The 16,262-nt window shown below is 40.0% G+C and carries 14 protein-coding genes; 3 read left to right on the top strand and 11 right to left on the bottom strand.

Going from position 1 to position 16,262, the window contains the following annotated elements; all coding sequences use genetic code 11:
• Positions 1–9: 9 nt before the first annotated feature.
• The 8 genes from MHB71_RS07170 to MHB71_RS07135 all read right to left on the bottom strand — a co-directional run bounded on the left by MHB71_RS07170 (position 10) and on the right by MHB71_RS07135 (position 7,212).
• Positions 10–684, bottom strand: a complete 675-nt coding sequence (locus MHB71_RS07170) for a GntR family transcriptional regulator (protein ID WP_340029172.1) — start codon at positions 682–684, stop codon at positions 10–12.
• A 102-nt stretch (positions 685–786) separates the two neighbouring features.
• On the bottom strand, positions 787–2,421 hold the full coding sequence (locus MHB71_RS07165; RefSeq protein ID WP_340029171.1) for an extracellular solute-binding protein: 1,635 nt from the start codon (positions 2,419–2,421) through the stop codon (positions 787–789).
• A gap of 247 nt (positions 2,422–2,668) precedes the next feature.
• Positions 2,669–3,541, bottom strand: a complete 873-nt coding sequence (locus MHB71_RS07160) for a carbohydrate ABC transporter permease (RefSeq protein WP_036613592.1) — start codon at positions 3,539–3,541, stop codon at positions 2,669–2,671.
• A 12-nt stretch (positions 3,542–3,553) separates the two neighbouring features.
• The gene (locus MHB71_RS07155) at positions 3,554–4,516 is read right to left on the bottom strand and encodes an ABC transporter permease subunit (RefSeq protein ID WP_036613590.1); all 963 of its coding nucleotides are present in this window, start codon (positions 4,514–4,516) and stop codon (positions 3,554–3,556) included.
• Between the two features lie 558 nt (positions 4,517–5,074).
• Positions 5,075–5,866 (bottom strand): HAD family hydrolase, encoded by a 792-nt coding sequence (locus MHB71_RS07150; RefSeq protein WP_340029170.1) that lies wholly within the window; start codon positions 5,864–5,866, stop codon positions 5,075–5,077.
• A gap of 28 nt (positions 5,867–5,894) precedes the next feature.
• Entirely contained in the window at positions 5,895–6,404 is a 510-nt protein-coding gene (locus tag MHB71_RS07145; protein WP_340029169.1) for a hypothetical protein, read from the bottom strand.
• A 125-nt stretch (positions 6,405–6,529) separates the two neighbouring features.
• Positions 6,530–6,739 carry a DUF896 domain-containing protein gene (locus MHB71_RS07140; protein WP_017688036.1) on the bottom strand — a complete coding sequence of 70 codons (210 nt, stop codon included), beginning with the start codon at positions 6,737–6,739 and terminating at the stop codon, positions 6,530–6,532.
• Between the two features lie 95 nt (positions 6,740–6,834).
• Positions 6,835–7,212: a LysM peptidoglycan-binding domain-containing protein gene (locus MHB71_RS07135; protein ID WP_340029168.1), complete on the bottom strand. Its 378-nt coding sequence runs from the start codon at positions 7,210–7,212 to the stop codon at positions 6,835–6,837.
• Positions 7,213–7,509: 297 nt separating this feature from the next.
• Here MHB71_RS07135 and lexA point away from each other — a divergent pair, with 297 nt between their 5' ends.
• Positions 7,510–8,136: a transcriptional repressor LexA gene (gene lexA, locus MHB71_RS07130; RefSeq protein ID WP_017688034.1), complete on the top strand. Its 627-nt coding sequence runs from the start codon at positions 7,510–7,512 to the stop codon at positions 8,134–8,136.
• A 105-nt stretch (positions 8,137–8,241) separates the two neighbouring features.
• Here the strand turns inward: lexA and MHB71_RS07125 are convergent, their stop codons facing one another.
• Positions 8,242–9,543, bottom strand: a complete 1,302-nt coding sequence (locus MHB71_RS07125; protein WP_340029167.1) for an aldehyde dehydrogenase — start codon at positions 9,541–9,543, stop codon at positions 8,242–8,244.
• 804 nt (positions 9,544–10,347) lie between these two features.
• Here MHB71_RS07125 and MHB71_RS07120 point away from each other — a divergent pair.
• The gene (locus tag MHB71_RS07120; protein ID WP_100527368.1) at positions 10,348–10,692 is read left to right on the top strand and encodes a hypothetical protein; all 345 of its coding nucleotides are present in this window, start codon (positions 10,348–10,350) and stop codon (positions 10,690–10,692) included.
• Between the two features lie 1,071 nt (positions 10,693–11,763).
• Complete coding sequence (locus tag MHB71_RS07115; RefSeq protein WP_340030133.1) at positions 11,764–11,943, top strand: tyrosine-type recombinase/integrase; 180 nt, start codon at positions 11,764–11,766, stop codon at positions 11,941–11,943.
• Between the two features lie 1,045 nt (positions 11,944–12,988).
• Here the strand turns inward: MHB71_RS07115 and MHB71_RS07110 are convergent.
• Together MHB71_RS07110 and MHB71_RS07105 are read right to left on the bottom strand one after the other, a co-directional pair.
• Positions 12,989–13,309 (bottom strand): hypothetical protein, encoded by a 321-nt coding sequence (locus MHB71_RS07110; protein WP_100527367.1) that lies wholly within the window; start codon positions 13,307–13,309, stop codon positions 12,989–12,991.
• Between the two features lie 891 nt (positions 13,310–14,200).
• Entirely contained in the window at positions 14,201–15,220 is a 1,020-nt protein-coding gene (locus tag MHB71_RS07105) for a phosphotransferase (protein WP_340029166.1), read from the bottom strand.
• Positions 15,221–16,262: the final 1,042 nt, after the last annotated feature.

Below are 16,262 nucleotides of genomic sequence, written 5' to 3'. Positions count from 1 at the left end.
ATCGGTGCATTATATAAAATAATGCGGGTATTTCGCCTTTATCGATTCCTGTTCAATAACAACGAGTCTAAGATGAGCTTCCATCACCTGAACAGCTTGCTCGGTGTGACGCTCTGTGATAAGACGATAAATCTCTTTGTGCTGGGAGATAATGACCTCCAGGTTGGAGTCCTCCGCTAGACGTAATAAACGCAACCGATTAAACGGAATATTCAGTTGTTGCAACATTTTCCATGTTCTCAGCTTACCCGTGCCCTGGAACAAAATCTGATGAAACTCTTCATCCAGTTCAAAAAGTCGATAGAAATTGTTTTTCCCTATACAGACTTCCTGCATTGCAATGTTGGTTTCAAGTCGAAATCTGTACTCTTCAGGAAAAGAAACACAAGCCAAAGTCACGATTTCCTTCTCCATCTTCTCCCGCATAAACCTGCCTTCTTCCACATGCTCCAGATTAATATGAGAGACAATCGTTCCACTCTGGGGAATAATGTCCAGCAGTTCTTCTTCAGCAAGCTTCATGAATGCTTCTCTCACGGGTGTTCTGCTGACCTGCAGTTCATCTGCAATCTCTTTCTCTGAAATCTTGGTACCCGGCTTAAGTTCCAGATGAAGAATTCGTTCTTTTAACAGGTTATATGAATATGCCCGGGTCGAGCCTCTAATTTTTTGATTAAGTGACATGCCTAGACCTCTTTCTATCAGCCGTATTCATTCATCTTAGCACAAATTACCGTTCCACTTATATATCGGTGTGAAACGGTAATCTGGCCAGCATCAACTATATTATTGCTTGTTTTCTTTGTAGGCTTTGTACGTGTCATTTGCCAGCTTCAGATAATTAGATAATCCTTGGCTATCCAGCTCTTTGGCAAACGTATCGAATTCAGACAAGTCCCGCTCACCCAAGATAAATTTAAGTGTATTTTGATCCGAATAATCTTTCAGTGGTGTACTCAGAAGTGTCACCCGTTCACGGTCCTCTGAAGAGTAAGGAATTGGTGGTTCTGCCGGGATCACTTCCTTGGTATCCTTCATGTCTTGCTGGAATTTCAACTCTTCTTCACTAAACATCGATTGCAGCAGATCTGTCGTACCACCGTAGGCAAATACTCCACCAGAGAAACCAAAGTCAATACGCAGATCCTTCGTGCCTTTAGGATTCAAGCCATTGTAGTTCACATCTTCTACCAATTTACGTTTTCCGCCCTCTTTGGTAAATGTTTCGCCTTCAACGCCCCATTTGGCAAACTCTTGTCCCTCATCACTGTAGTATAACCAATCCACAAACTGAATAATGGCTTTGAAGTTTTCGCTTTTTTGAATTTTCCCGGATATCATGACACCGTTTTCAAGTCTTGAGCCAGACATTAATTGCCCTTTTGGCCCACCAGGAACTGTAATCTTCGCAACAGAGTATTTGCCTTCTCCCAGCGTTTTGTTCATATCATTTCGGTGCAGCACCACCGTTTGGGAATTACCGTTAATCATGAATGATTTGCCGGATACAAATTTCTGTACAGCCTGATCATCATCCTGTGTGAAACTTTCTTTGTCCAGCAATCCTTCGGATACCAACTTGTTAAAGTACGTTAGCATTTCCTTATACTCCGGCGTAGTAGCCGTGTACACAAATTCATCCTGATCTTCCTTATACGTCAATCCGTTACCAAAACCCCATCCAGCCTTGGTACCAAAGCCGGTAGCCGCAATACCTAATGTGCTATTAAATTTGAAACGGTCCGAGAACGGAACGGAATCCGGGTACAGCTCTTTGAGTTTCTTTGCAGCGTCATACAGTTCATCCCATGTGGTTGGGATCGCAATGTTATTTTCTTCAAAAACATCTGTTCTTACGATTAATGTATAATCTGGCCATACTTCTTCATGCAGACCCGGGAGTACATAATACTTGCCATCTTCCTGTCGAAGTCCTTCGATTTCTTCTTCCAATCCCCATTTTTCAACTTTATCCTTGAAGTTGGGCATCAAATCAAAATAATCACTAACGGGCAGAATCGCACCGGAAGATACAAAAGCAGATTCTTCACCAGGATAGGTCTTTGGAATAACCAGCGGTGCATCACCAGAACTGATTAGAAGAGATCTCTTCTGAGAATAGTCACTCATAGGAACAATTGTTGGCTCAAGTGTAACACCAGTCATTTCAGTCATCTTTTCGAAAAGCAACCAGTCTTTTTTGTACGGATAGGTAGGTTGATCACTATACAGTATCGATAGATTAAACGGCTCAGTCGCCTTGAATGTATCCCCTACATTGTACGTCTCCATCGCTGCCTTGGTTTGAACTTCTGTGACGTCACCTCCAGCTCCATTACCGTTGCTACATGCTGCCAGAACAACGGTCATCATTGATGCCAACACCATTTTACCAACAAACTTACGTGGCTTTTGATTCATTTAGGTTATCCCCCTGAATTTGGTTTAGGTTGACCTTGACTTAAAACTTTTTAATCAATAAAAAGCGAAGCGCTCGCCTACAAGCTTTCTGAAAGAAAGCTGCATCGGAAGCATATGCTATCACCGGATTTTCCCTTTTAAAAAGGGAATCGAAAAAATCTGGGGATAACAGCGATTAAAAGGTTATTCTGTCATCGGAGTGTTCCGTGTAAATCATCTTTAGTTCAATTTATATAGCTGCTACGTATTACTGTTTAACAGACCCTAACATGATACCGGTTACAAAGTATCTTTGGACAAATGGATAGATGGTGAGTATCGGCAAGATGGTTAATACCATCGTTACTGACTTAATATTGGCAGCAATCTGTGTCAGGTTATCAGCTGAGGTTGCACCGGCAGATGCCCCACTTGTCGCTCCTGCAATCATATTGCGCAAATAAATGGTGACCGGGAACAGTTCTTTTTTGTCCAAATACAGAAAGGCTGGGAACCAGGAATTCCAATGACCTACTGCGTAGAAGAGCACCATGGTTGCCATAACTGCTTTACTAAGTGGCAATATAATGCGTAACAAGATCCCGTATGTGTTCAAACCGTCAATGGAGGCAGCTTCCTCCAATTCTTCAGGCATATTTTCAAAAAATGACTTCATGATCAGCATGTTGTATATGCTAATTGCGCCAGGAACAACAAGTGCCCACATGGTGTTGTTGAACCCAAGGGAATTAATCAACACATAGTTTGGAATCAATCCACCACTGAAGAACATCGTGAATACGGCGAACATCGTCAGAAACTTGCGACCCATCAATCTCTTTTTGGACAGGGCATATGCGAAAATAGTCGTCATAAACATGGAGATTAACGTACCTACTACAGTGTAGATAATCGTATTTTTATAATTCGTCCAGAACATGCTGTCACGTGAGATGGTCTTGTATGTCTCCACATTGAATCCTCTTGGGAACAAACTAACCTTACCCGAATTAATATAGGACTCACTACTGAAGGATTGTGCCACGACATTTAAGAATGGATAGAGCGTTATAAATACCACGAACAGCAGAAAGATGACATTGAATACTTTAAATACCTTGTAAGATCTGGATTCCTGCATGGTGCTCCTCCTTTACCATAAGCTTCTTTGTGTCAGTCTGCGTGAAATGGCATTTACGGAGAACACCAGAATCAGACCGATCAGCGATTCGAACAAGCCAATTGCGGTAGCATAACTGAAGTTACTGGATTCCAGTCCAACCCGATACAGGTAAGTGGAGATCACATCAGATGTTTCGTAGATCAGCGGATTGTACAAGAGTAAGATTTTTTCAAATCCAACTGCCAGGAAATTACCCATGTTCAAAATCAATAACGTCACAATCGTTGGCAAGATCCCTGGTAACGTTACATGAATCGTTTGCTTCCACCGATTTGCACCATCGATACGTGCAGCTTCATACAAAGAATCATCAATGGTTGTCAGTGCAGCCAGATACAGAATTGCCCCCCAACCCATACCCTGCCATACCTCAGAAGTGATATAGATTGTTCTGAACCATTCAGCCCGCTGCATAAAAGGAATATTGTCTCCGGTGAAGAAAGCCACCAGTCCATTAATGGAACCATTCACTGCTGTCAGCTGCAGGATCATACCCGCAACGATAACGATGGACAGAAAATGAGGCAGATAAGACGCGGTCTGTACAAACTTCTTGAATCGTTTACTTTTCACTTCGTTAAGCATCAAGGCAAAAATAATTGGAACCGGGAATGTAAAGAGTAACGCAAGTCCGCCTAACATCAGCGTATTACCGAATACTCTCCAGAAGGTAGGGTCCTCAATGAACATTTTGAAGTACCTTAAACCAACCCACGTTTCTCCAAATATACTTCCCCCGGGAACAAAACGTCTGAACGCAATCACATTACCAATCATCGGTCCATATTTGAAAATAAGGAGATAAATGATGGGAAGGATTAATAGTGAATACAGCTGCCAGTCTTTGCGGAACAAAGTTGCTGCCGTTCGTAATCTGCTCTCTTTACGTAAAGATGTCATGGTTAACGTTGTTTTAGCGGTTTCCGACTCCATGTGTTTTCACTCCGATCCAGGACTTGATAAGTAAGAGTAATTCATGTACAGTTCCCATCGTTTCTCCTCTAGTAGAAGACAACAACTCCTTTAACTTCACCCCCACTACCAAATAGATAATTGCTAAATGTAAGCGATATCAATTTGATGTATTATGTAGAATCACACAATCCAAGGTGCTTCACATCATTCTTTAGCACTTACTAAGTGGTGTGATTTCCAAATCGGAAGAAGATACTCTAAAATATTAAGCGCTTACAATCAATCGAAAATAATAAGCAATAACTCCCTGCCTCCATTTAATAAAGTAAGTCAAAAAGATATTGCTTTATGACAATCTAAATACTAGTCATACTAGTATGTTAGTTATATTCTAATCCAGCTTCCCTCTAATTTCAATAACTTTTAGCAAAAAATGTGGAGATCTCTTTTAACAAGGTAATTTACTCAACAAGCTCAAATAAAAAAAACATTAGTAACTTCAAGAACGACATCATCGTTCATTGAAGCTTCCAATGTTTCAGGGTGTGCTGAGGAAAGATGTTAAAGCTGATCTGCTTAGAAATTAGCAATAAGCTGATTTAATTCCGATAAATGTGTTATTTCATGGTCAGGCGCATACGTTTCGTTGTTGGTCTTATGCTCACGGTTAATCCATACGGATTGGATGCCTGATGATAAAGCACCACGAATATCAGTCGTTAACTTGTCTCCAACCATCATGCTCTCTTCGGGTTTAACACCCAGTTTACTCAAAGCATGTTCAAATATCGACGGATCTGGTTTTCCTTTTCCGAAGTTACCCGAGATAATAATCTTATCAAAGAAAGGAGTTAATTCAGGTACACCATCCAACTTCTCTTGTTGCAAAGCAGGACAACCGTTCGTTAACAGCAACAGTTTGTACTTTCCTTGTAACTGACGCAAGGTATCCATCGTTTCTTCGTATACATGAGGTCTGGATCTCCGTTCTACTCCAAACTGCTCGGCAAGTTGTTCAGCAAGATCTTCCCGATCTATACCCAACTTCAACAAGCCACGACGCCAGGATTCTTTACGGTAAACTGGAGCAAGTTGTTCCAACTGACGGAACTCAGGTTGATCCCCACCAGTAAAGTTAGCCCAAAGGCCTTCAAACGGATTGATTCCAATCATTTTAGTAAAAGGAAAGGTTTCATATGATTCATACAGTCCACGTGCCTCATTACGAACAGCTTCTTCAAGTTCTTCTGGTTTAACCCCAGTCTCTTTCGCTGCGATTAGACAAGTCTCATGAAAAGCTTCTCGAACACTACGCTCATCCCATAATAAAGTATCATCTAGGTCGAACAAAATCGCTTTTAACGCCATTCCGATCATCTACCCCTTTATGCAATAATTACTTTTCGACGGTTTCCACGGTGATCTGGTGTGCTTTTGCAAACTTCAGCAAACGTTCTGCAATCGCATCTGTATCGTAACGGTTCAATAACTTGGTGAACACCCATCTTTTCCCGCGACTGTTATGTTCGATAACAACTGTACCTGGTTCAATTCTGAATTTGACGATATCGTCAACCCCAATTGAACGTTCACGATTACCCTTCGTCGTTATAATCCGATTACTGCTAATCTTGATGTATGGACGACGAAGCAGGAAGATGACTGCCAAAAATACGTAAAGCAGCATGGTCACCCAGTCCCAAGTTGTCATTGGAGCCTGCACAAGGAACGTGCTCATAAACAGATACAAAAAGGCGAGACCAATCAAAAATATAGGGAACAAAAGACTGCGTCCCTTAAAGACTTCTTCACCTGGTGTACCTGTGATTGGTTGACCACTTTTTTTGCGTTGCTGATTTAACTGCTTGGAATTTTTCTTAACCGTTCTCTCGAACGAACGCGACATGAGAATCCCCCTTATGTGTCTTTGTATCGGCTTACATAATTGCAAACCAACATTTCCCCCTATAAATTGCACACTCAAAATAACAGGAAGAAACCTAAATATCATAATGATATCATTAGGTTTCGTTAGTGTTTGAGTTTGCCTTGGTGGCCTTTGTCATTCTCATCATCAACAATCTCAATGGTATCCAGTTGTTGTCTGAAATTGCTGCGAATATTACTCAAATAAATCTCTCTTAGCTCGGCACGTTCAGCAAGCTCTTCCTCCGACAATCCAGTGGACTTTTGCTTACGAGCCAATTCGTTAATGCGTGCTACCAGACTATCTATATCCAAGCTTGTCCCCTCCAAAAATACAAAGTCATATTAACTTTGCCATTATAAAGGCTGCTTGTCAAGCTGACACGCGCTAACACTCATTGATGTGCATTTTATTCTGCAAATTGCGGTAGAGCTAGTACTTGTCCCACTTGGATGGAAGTTGTATGAAGTTGATTCACTTTCTTAATTGCTTCTATATATATACGTGTATCCATATTCGTCGGTTTATGTTCCAAAGAAATACTCCATAATGTTTCCCCTTGTGAAACAGCTATCTTTCCTCCAGGCAGAACATCATTCTCATTGCCTGCAAATACAGTTAAAACGGTGCTGCATCCAATAAATATAATCATAGAGGTAATGACTACCTTTAACATCCATGAAGAAATCTTGAAACGCGCTAAAACCTTCTTGTAGTTCCCTATGTTAGACTTCACCAGTTCCGAATTGATTGGTTCATAAATGCTTTGATAAGTAGAATATCTCATTAAATACCCGCCTCCAAACGTTTGTTCCTATCTGTTGAAATCAATATAACACGAACACTTGTTTTGTTCAATAGATTTTTAGAACAATTGTTCGCTTATTTTTTAGAAGGAGCAATATCTTATTTCAAGTACTTTTGCAAAACATTTGCAGTATTATGCTCTGACTTTTGGACAATTTCTGTTCTATAAGCTAAAAAACACTGATTTAATGCTATTTTATTTAGAACTTATGTTTGTACGAACGGAGGTTCTATGTTATAATTTTCCCAAACGTTACTAAAATGGGGTTGATACGGTATGTCGAAGATATCCAGCAGGCAGCAGGCTATTCTGGAGTTTATACGAAATGAAGTCCGGTTGAAGGGGTATCCTCCTTCCGTACGGGAAATTGGTGAAGCGGTTGGACTGGCTTCCAGCTCAACAGTACATGGACATTTGGATCGTTTGGAGAAAAAAGGTTTGATCCGACGCGACCCTACCAAGCCAAGAGCCATTGAGCTTTTGAGCCAAGAAGAATCTGAGCATTCTCATCAATTTGCTCATAGCGTTGCACGTATTCCTGTTGTTGGTAAGGTTACAGCCGGGGTTCCAATCACTGCAACCGAGAACATTGAAGACTACTTCCCTCTTCCTACACATTATGTAGGCGAACAGAAAGTGTTTATGCTTTCGGTAGTCGGAGATAGCATGGTGGAAGCTGGAATCGTTAACGGAGATTACGTTATTGTCCGTCAACAGCAAACTGCTGATAACGGTGATATCGTCGTTGCAATGACTGAAGACGATGAAGCTACAGTGAAAACGTTCTATAAAGAGAAAGATCATATTCGCCTTCAACCGGAGAATGCGACCTTCGAACCTTTACGTTTGAAACATGTTAGTATTCTGGGTAAAGTCATTGGCCTTTTCCGAGATATTCATTAATATTTAACTTGAGTAACAAAACTAGATGTAATGAAATACGAAAGAGGTTATCCTGATCAACAGGACAACCTCTTTTTTTCATGTTTTTGTTATTTTAGCGGCTAATTATTCACTGCGTTTCAGAACACTCTTGTGATGCGAGAACACATCAAAGCTCTGTTGTCCGTGATATGAGCCCATACCGCTCTCTCCTACACCACCAAACGGGAGGTAGTGTGAAGTCATATGAGAAAGTGTGTCATTAATACATCCCCCACCGAAGGATACTTGATTCAGAACCTGATCCTGCAGCTGCTCATCCTGTGTGAAGAGATATAGCGCCAATGGTTTTGGCCGGCGAACAATCTCATCTAGCATAGGATTCAGGTCACTGTACGTAAATACAGGAAGAATCGGACCAAAGATCTCTTCTTGCATGACAGCTGATTCCCAGTTCACATCTCCAAGTACAGTCGGCTCAATGAGCAACTGCTCTCGTACAGAACGTCCACCAATCAGCGTTTTGCCATCTGTTAGGAATTTCGACAACCGATCAAAGTTACGCGAGTTAACAATATGCGGGAAATCAGCGTTCTGTAACACATCGTCCCCAAATTTATCTTTGATCTCTGCGCCAATCAGATTGATCAGTTCATCATGAACTTGTTCATGCACAAGCAAGTAATCCGGAGCGACGCATGTTTGGCCTGCATTCAGGAACTTACCACGAACAATACGCTGGGCCACCAGCTTCAGTTCTGCATCGTTATGGACAATAGCAGGACTCTTGCCCCCTAGCTCCAGGGTTACAGGAGTCAAATGCTCCGCAGCTGCCTTCATAACAATGCGACCAACACCTGTGCTTCCTGTGAAGAAAATATAATCAAACTTCTCTTTCAACAATGCTGTACTGGCTTCAACTTCCCCTTCCCTAACGGCGATATACTCCTGAGGGAAGATCTCCTGAATCAGATCATATGTCAGACGAGATACCGCTGGTGTTAATTCAGAAGGCTTGATAACTGCACAGTTACCGGCTGCAATTGCTCCAATCAGTGGACCAAAGGCCAGTTGGAAAGGATAGTTCCAAGGTGCAATAATAAGAGCCACTCCGTATGGTTCAGGGTAAATGGTACTCACCCCATCCGGCATAGCCGAATTGGTTGGGACTTGTTTTGGTGCAGCCCATTCCTGCAGGTGTTCTAATGCAAAATCCAGTTCACCCAGAACAATGCGAATCTCGGAACCGTAAGCTTCCGCCTCTGATTTGTTCAAATCTGCCCGAAGTGCATCTTGAATCCGTTGCTGATACTTTTCAATTCCTTCTCTAAGCTGCTGAAGCGCATTAATCCGATACTCGATATTTTTAGTTTGTCCTGTATAAAAAAATGTACGTTGTTCTGTCACAAGTTGTTTTGCCTGATCCATATTAACATCTCCAATTAATTATTTAAAATTAAATTGCTCAAAATTTAATTAAAGTATACCTCTTCTATATGAAACTTTCAACATACAAATGAAACATTGATTTGAAAGTTAGTGGAGTTAGATATCACATTTTGTTTCATGGCTTTCAGATAACTAATGAAGAGGAATATTACGATTATTACAGATAAAACATAGATATATTATATGGACTAATAAAGAATGATCTGGGACATTTAAAGATTTAGGCAATTACTTTATTTTTGATTTTATCTGCTTTTACGCACAAAAAGCCCCTTAGGGCTAGGGCGCCAAGAAATTGAGCTATAAGTACAACCTGATATATCGATCGCGTTCCCTATGGAGGACGATTCATTTCCTAGCAAAAACAAAAAAGAACAATGAGGCTATTTAGTTTTAGACCTCGCTGCTCTATTTTGTGTTTTGAGATCATCCCTTTAGAGAAAAAGAATCCCTTTGGACACCGATTGTAAAAATCAGTGTCCCATATAGAATCCCATAATCATCAAATTAATTTATACAATAACGCAGTAACTAATAGTATCCAAGCATACTCCATAAAACTTCTCTTTGTGCGATGAGATGTGTTCGTCGAGTTTTTCTAAATAGGTAAGTTGGGAAATTGTCTAGAAAATTCTTGTAGAGTGAGGGAGAAAATATTTTTTAAAACTAGTCAGGGAAACGTCTTTTATTTTATAATTATCGCTTTATAAGTAAAAAATTAGTTGTTTACCAAACTTTTTCCATGATATACTAACCTCATACTAATTCTTAGGAGGTATGTTTATGAAAAATGTAAGAAATTTCTTGATTTTATTAACACTTTCACTCTCGATTTTTTCTATTCCTTCACTATCTTCACAGGCCTTTGCTAAAGAAGTAACAACTAATTCTTCAGTTGTACTTCAAGGGGAACTTATCGCAACTGTTAATTTCAACATGCTCAGGAATTCAAATGTAAAATTATTCGCTACCAATCAAAATGTTCAAATCCAGTCTGGCGCACACCTTATTTCAATAAGCAATGGGGGAGTGGTTTCATCTAATAGTTCCCTTGGAACGGCTGTTGTATATTCTTTTAATCCTAATGGTGATTACGTAAAATACCTCATAACTGTAAATGCAAGCTAATGAGCTTAATAACAAAAATCTCAAAGTTGCTCAGAAATAAATTTACTTAAGCAAAGTCATTTGAAACTGCCTGTTAAATTTTATCTACCAATTTAGCCATCAGTCATCCAGAAACCGCCATGCTTTTGATGCGGTTTCTTACTGTTTTATTTTTAGTTAAGCATGAGAAGATGGCACCATCTACCATCCAAACGCTGGAACGTAACTGGGTAATTCTCTAAGCTTAAATACTCATGTCGAATTGACCAGGGTACGCTTGCTGCGCTTCATCTCGGCAAAAGCTTGACCAAAACTTCCTCACACTGGGCAACGACATCCTCGGTAGCCCGTTTCTCCACATCTTCCATATCTAGTGCATACCTGCCTCCTCGATATGCTTGGTCATGGCTTGGGCAATCTCTTCATTTTCCGCAATGAGATGTTGATGATGACAAAGCTCTTGCCGTTCCATATGCCATAAGAAGTCCAAACTTCGGTGAGCAACCCGGAGTTTCAAAGTACGTTATATTTGTCTTCATCAAATTCTTCTAATATTTGTGATCGATTTTGAGAATCCTCATTTACCTCAGAAACTCAGAGTCCAATTGAATTTAGAATCTGAGTAAATTTCTGACTGTTCTTCACCAATGGAGGAATTCAACAATCTTCCGATCCATGGCGACAAGCAACATTCTTCCACTATTGGATTCAAGATACAGGGCCAATGCAGTGCACAAATTTCGCATGTCTCAACGGTCAGGTTAGCCGTTATATCAGTTTGTATAATACCGACGACTACGCGGTACCAGCTGCTGATAGATGTCTGATCTGCTTTTTCTGTAGCTGTTTTTAATCCAGTGGATTTCTCAAACTTCTCAGAGGCTTAGGTTTAAGCAGAGAACTACTGAGATCATTAACTCAACCGTCTATTCGGCAATAGAACATGCAGTAATTCAAGGAAAGTTAGAGTGGAATCCATTGCAAGGGGTCTATCATTAAAGGAGACTGAGAAAGAAATCAGTTAATTTCATTGAGTCTAAAGTTATAGCTGATTGACTTCAAGCTGCGAGGGGTTAGGGATATGTTTACTGGATATTCTTCAAAATTCTTCTAGAAACTCGTATGAGAAAAGATGAAGCTGCATCTTTAAAATGGTATGACATTAACTTTAAAGAAAAGAGGATCATTATTGATGATAGACTTAATTTCCAAGCAGAAAATGAAGAACTATTTTGGAAACACAAAAACATTCAGATCGGCGTGCAGAATTGAGTGATTATCTACGCATCCATTCTCTTCCACACACCTATGCTGTACCCATGCTTAGGCCGTTGCAAGCATAAACTTTGTTCAAGAACAGCTTGGTCATGGAAGTGTGCAGATCACCTCTGATATATATGCTCACATCTACAAAAGTTAGAGCAACGCAATATTGATTGTTATGAACAGTATACCGCCAACATTGTTGGATCAGAAAATCAAAAACCGGGGGACGTTTGGGGGACGCAACCTCAATAGAAGTGCAATTCCCTCAAAACGTCCCCCGGTTCATTCCTTCAAAACCCCGTAGTTACAAGGTTTTTTCGATTAGTACAACGTAATATATTGATCGCGTTCCCATTGGTGGACTTGTGTGCGGTTTATGTACGTTAACTTCATATGATTGTATATCTCAATGAAAACGGGCTTTATAGGAATAAATACAGAAACACACGGTCAAAATTGATCATAAGTTTTCATAAGTTGGGGACGTCCCCCTAATCCTATATGAATCAAGCATACGGCTTTATTCAAAATAGAAATTGCTTATTTGGAACATATATGTAGAAGAAAAAACTGAGTCCCTGGGATAATCGCTTGGGCTCGATCAATTATAAACTTGCCTAAGCGATCTCTTCAAGCTTGATCCAACTATAATCCTCTTCACCTCTGACAAGCTTAATCCTTCTATTTAGCCTATCAATAGGAACTATGCGAATAGGTACTCACATAGTCTAGGCTAGAATAAAAGGCTGGGCAAGATCCAGCTCCTCCTCAACAAACCGTATGTTAGATTTTCCCTTTACGGGTTTCCGATGTTCGTCATTCATGCGCATGCAGATTACAGTAACGTTTTTAATCCATATTGCCTGGCAATATACTTCACCTCGACCTGTGATCGCATCCAGCTTCTGGGTTGTCTATTCTTTATATATACAAACCGATTTAATCGTTGCAGAATTTACCAGTACAGTCTAGCTAACTTCTACTGACTGAAGTTTATATATTAATAGTTTCTCCTTCCCTGAATCTTTGGATCGAGCCACGCTACATGTTCCTAAAATGTTCTTACCCGCATATCCGCCGGTTTGGAAATAGTGCCACCGTACAGGCTGCGGATGGTGGTTACATTTCTTTCAACTCTCGCTCGAAGTCCTTGAGGAAGTTCCGTTCTCCTTGTTCCCCAATCTCTGTCAGCGGTCACTGTATCCACGACTTCTGCCACCCTATACGCTTTCACTCGTTTACACGCCTCGTACAGCACACCCCCGTGGAAGAATTTATCATACATGACATGCCATTTGTGCTTGTTGTTCTCCTTTGCCGCATGAACTAGCTTTTCAAGTTGTTTAATCATTTTCTTGGTTGTTATGAGCACCTCGGACTCCCTACCTCAGACGTTTCAATTCGTCTTTTTGGAATTATAGATTGTCTCTTTACGGATTCCTAAAAAAACTGTGTGAAGGAGGGTCTGCCATGATCACTGCAGGATTTTTCATTCCATTCTGTTCCCCATTACGCCGAATTGTTATCCACTGCTGCTCCAAGTTCTGCATAGCTTTCTTAGCCTTCGTCCAGTTTCACAATACTCGTCAGCCTCTTTCCTCCCTTGCGAGGCCTTTTGGATAACGTGGCAGGATTTCTTCATGTTGCGGCCTGAATTGTTGCTCGTCCTGTCTCTGACGGGTACTATTGTCGATGTGCTCTTACACACAGACTTCGCCATATGCAAGCATCCTGGCTACCATTGCTCCTTGGTCGGACTTTCACCAACAAGATCATACGTGTATCTGGGCACACTAAAACAAAAAAAGCCGCTATAATAGCGACTTTAATGGGATATTTTCTATCCGACATAAATAGATTTAATATTCGTTCACTGGCCCACAACCAAAAGGTTGGCAAGTCTGGATTGTCGAAGCGGTATCAATAAAACCGGTATAATCATGATATTTGTAATAATGATGGCTCAATGCCAGTTTAAAAAATCACGAAACGACCCAAACAGCTCCGTCAAAATACACCCCGAAAATGAAGGGGAACTAGAGAAGCTGAAGAACAATTGGATCGGACAAACTTCATGAATAAGCATAAATCTTCATAATAAACAGAAAAGTTTCAGCGCTAAGTACACAAGTAGATCTTATATAAACTCGAAGTCATAGCTCACGTTTTTAAAACTTGATGATACGAACAAACACTCTAAACAGCGACCTATTGTAAATCATCACCATAAGATATCATTATTTTAGCCCGGTATCGGTTAGTATTAATCCACATTTACAGGCTCGATCACTTCGAATAAAAATGGATTACCATTTAAATATTCTCTTATGTATGCTTGGGCATACTTTTGTTCATCGATTAAACTGGTTGTTTCTCTTGGATCAGAGGAGTGATGGCAGGAGTTCTCGATCATGAACATGACAAAAAAACATTCCAGATCCCGAATATAGTCCGTTTCCAACTTCCTAATACTCTCATAACCTTGGATAAGCATCCATCGATGCTTTGGCCAAAGCTCCAATATGGTGCCTGCCATATCGTAGAGATAATATCCGTACCCACATCTTCCAAAATCAATCGGATAGGGTTGATTATCCTCAAATACCATATTACCGGTATGTAAATCAGCATGAATGAGCCCATAGTTATGTTCACTTGGATGCATCGTGGTAAGTTGGGATACAACCTTCTCAGCTGCATCTTGATACAGCTTCCATCCCTCTTCGGATAAAAAACGCTCATAGTAACGTTCCAACTTAGCCATTTCACGTTTAAAACTTTCTACTCCCCAAGTAGGTCTTACAAAATCAGAAGGTGGATTGAAATCCTTTGCTGCTTCATGGAGCCTGCTCATCAATACACCCATATTATATGCTTGACTATCTGTAAATTCACCTGCTGCTTTTTCACCCTCTATCCATCGCATCATCGTTATATAAGGGCGCCTATATCCTGTCTCTGTTTCGATGTCCAATACATAAATACCATCACAATTTGCCATCCCTTCTGTTACTTTTAGATCTTTCGATTTGTTCAGTGCTTGTAACAGTAGGAGTTCCGAACGAATTTCCTCTCTGCTGAATCGGTCCGAATGAATGCGAAGTAAATAATTGTTATCTGTACTGGTTTCAATTTTATACGTGATCGTATCGGATAGTTGAATAAACTGGATGTTATCCCATTCTAAGTCATACTTTCGAATTGCAGATAAAGCGACTTTCCTTGCTCTGATTAATAACGCCCGCCGTTCTTCATCAGTATCAAATCTAAAAAAATCATTCATTTGTTATCCCCCTGCAGTTTTTATTTTATGAAGTAAATCAACTACTTCTCTTATATGTTATTATAACGATAGTAAAAGCTTGAAAATATGTAATAAACAATTTAAACTATACTATACACAAAAAAGTCACATTAGGATTTCTTCCAATGCGACTTTTGTTAAGCTATTATTTTGTATAAACGATCTTTTTAATAGTATCGCTTGAAAGGAAAAATCGATCTGAAAGTTTCTCGATAGTGTCACCATCGAGAAACTTTCGCCGGATTTCATCATTTCTAAGATTATAATTTTTCTGCTGCCTGAATTTTCACCCCGATTTTTAACGCAAACCTTTTGATTTAGGGACGTAAACCAATCCACCGTTCATATACTTTTGTATTTCATTTAGTAATTCTTCCGGAAAGATGATGTCGGCATTTACATATCTCATGATAGCCGCTCCTTAAAATAGTTGAATTTTAAGGTAGCAAAGTCTACAATATAACAATTATCTATCCGGATTTAAGCGGTTACTTATATTATTAGCTCTATACAAACAACCGCCGTTGTTCATAAAATAGACTTTGCATAGAACATATCTCGAACATTGTCATAGTGTCTCTCCTTCATAAATAACATTCAAACTATCTTCATCGGAAATAGAATGCTATCTCAATAGTAACATATTACTCCAAGTGGGCGAAGTGTCAACACTATACAATTAAGTCGTTTGAGCTAAACTGTCACATCTCATCTATTCCTTACGGACCATCAATATTAGACATTCCGCATGTATCGAGTACGTGAATACTTTAAGCTCCTTCCTGCAAACTCAGCGTTGCCGATGCGATATCCAGTTCAATTCTCTGCTTTATCACTAGCGATGATATGGTTCACCTCAGTTAATCTTAAACTAAACTGCCCGCCAGCTTAATGAATTAGAGCAGTGACAAGTAGTTAAATACTTATCTAATCGGTAATCAGATCATTTCCTTTTCGGCAATCGGTACAAGTTCTGGTCTCGAACCAAGGACAAGAACTTTAAAGCTAAAGTATGATCAAA

It is taken from the genome of Paenibacillus sp. FSL H7-0940, assembly GCF_037979415.1.
GTDB lineage: Bacteria > Bacillota > Bacilli > Paenibacillales > Paenibacillaceae > Paenibacillus > Paenibacillus amylolyticus.
Note: the sequence above shows the minus strand (reverse complement) of the source record. Positions and strands in the feature narration are given on the sequence as shown.

Bases quoted from the DNA above. Each gene is read 5' to 3' on its own strand.
- MHB71_RS07170 (WP_340029172.1), bottom strand. From the start codon at position 684: ATGTCACTTAATCAAAAAATTAGAGGCTCGACCCGGGCATATTCATAT.
- MHB71_RS07165 (WP_340029171.1), bottom strand. From the start codon at position 2,421: ATGAATCAAAAGCCACGTAAGTTTGTTGGTAAAATGGTGTTGGCATCA.
- MHB71_RS07160 (WP_036613592.1), bottom strand. From the start codon at position 3,541: ATGCAGGAATCCAGATCTTACAAGGTATTTAAAGTATTCAATGTCATC.
- MHB71_RS07155 (WP_036613590.1), bottom strand. From the start codon at position 4,516: ATGGAGTCGGAAACCGCTAAAACAACGTTAACCATGACATCTTTACGT.
- MHB71_RS07150 (WP_340029170.1), bottom strand. From the start codon at position 5,866: ATGGCGTTAAAAGCGATTTTGTTCGACCTAGATGATACTTTATTATGG.
- MHB71_RS07145 (WP_340029169.1), bottom strand. From the start codon at position 6,404: ATGTCGCGTTCGTTCGAGAGAACGGTTAAGAAAAATTCCAAGCAGTTA.
- MHB71_RS07135 (WP_340029168.1), bottom strand. From the start codon at position 7,212: ATGAGATATTCTACTTATCAAAGCATTTATGAACCAATCAATTCGGAA.
- lexA (WP_017688034.1), top strand. From the start codon at position 7,510: ATGTCGAAGATATCCAGCAGGCAGCAGGCTATTCTGGAGTTTATACGA.
- MHB71_RS07125 (WP_340029167.1), bottom strand. From the start codon at position 9,543: ATGGATCAGGCAAAACAACTTGTGACAGAACAACGTACATTTTTTTAT.
- MHB71_RS07120 (WP_100527368.1), top strand. From the start codon at position 10,348: ATGAAAAATGTAAGAAATTTCTTGATTTTATTAACACTTTCACTCTCG.
- MHB71_RS07105 (WP_340029166.1), bottom strand. From the start codon at position 15,220: ATGAATGATTTTTTTAGATTTGATACTGATGAAGAACGGCGGGCGTTA.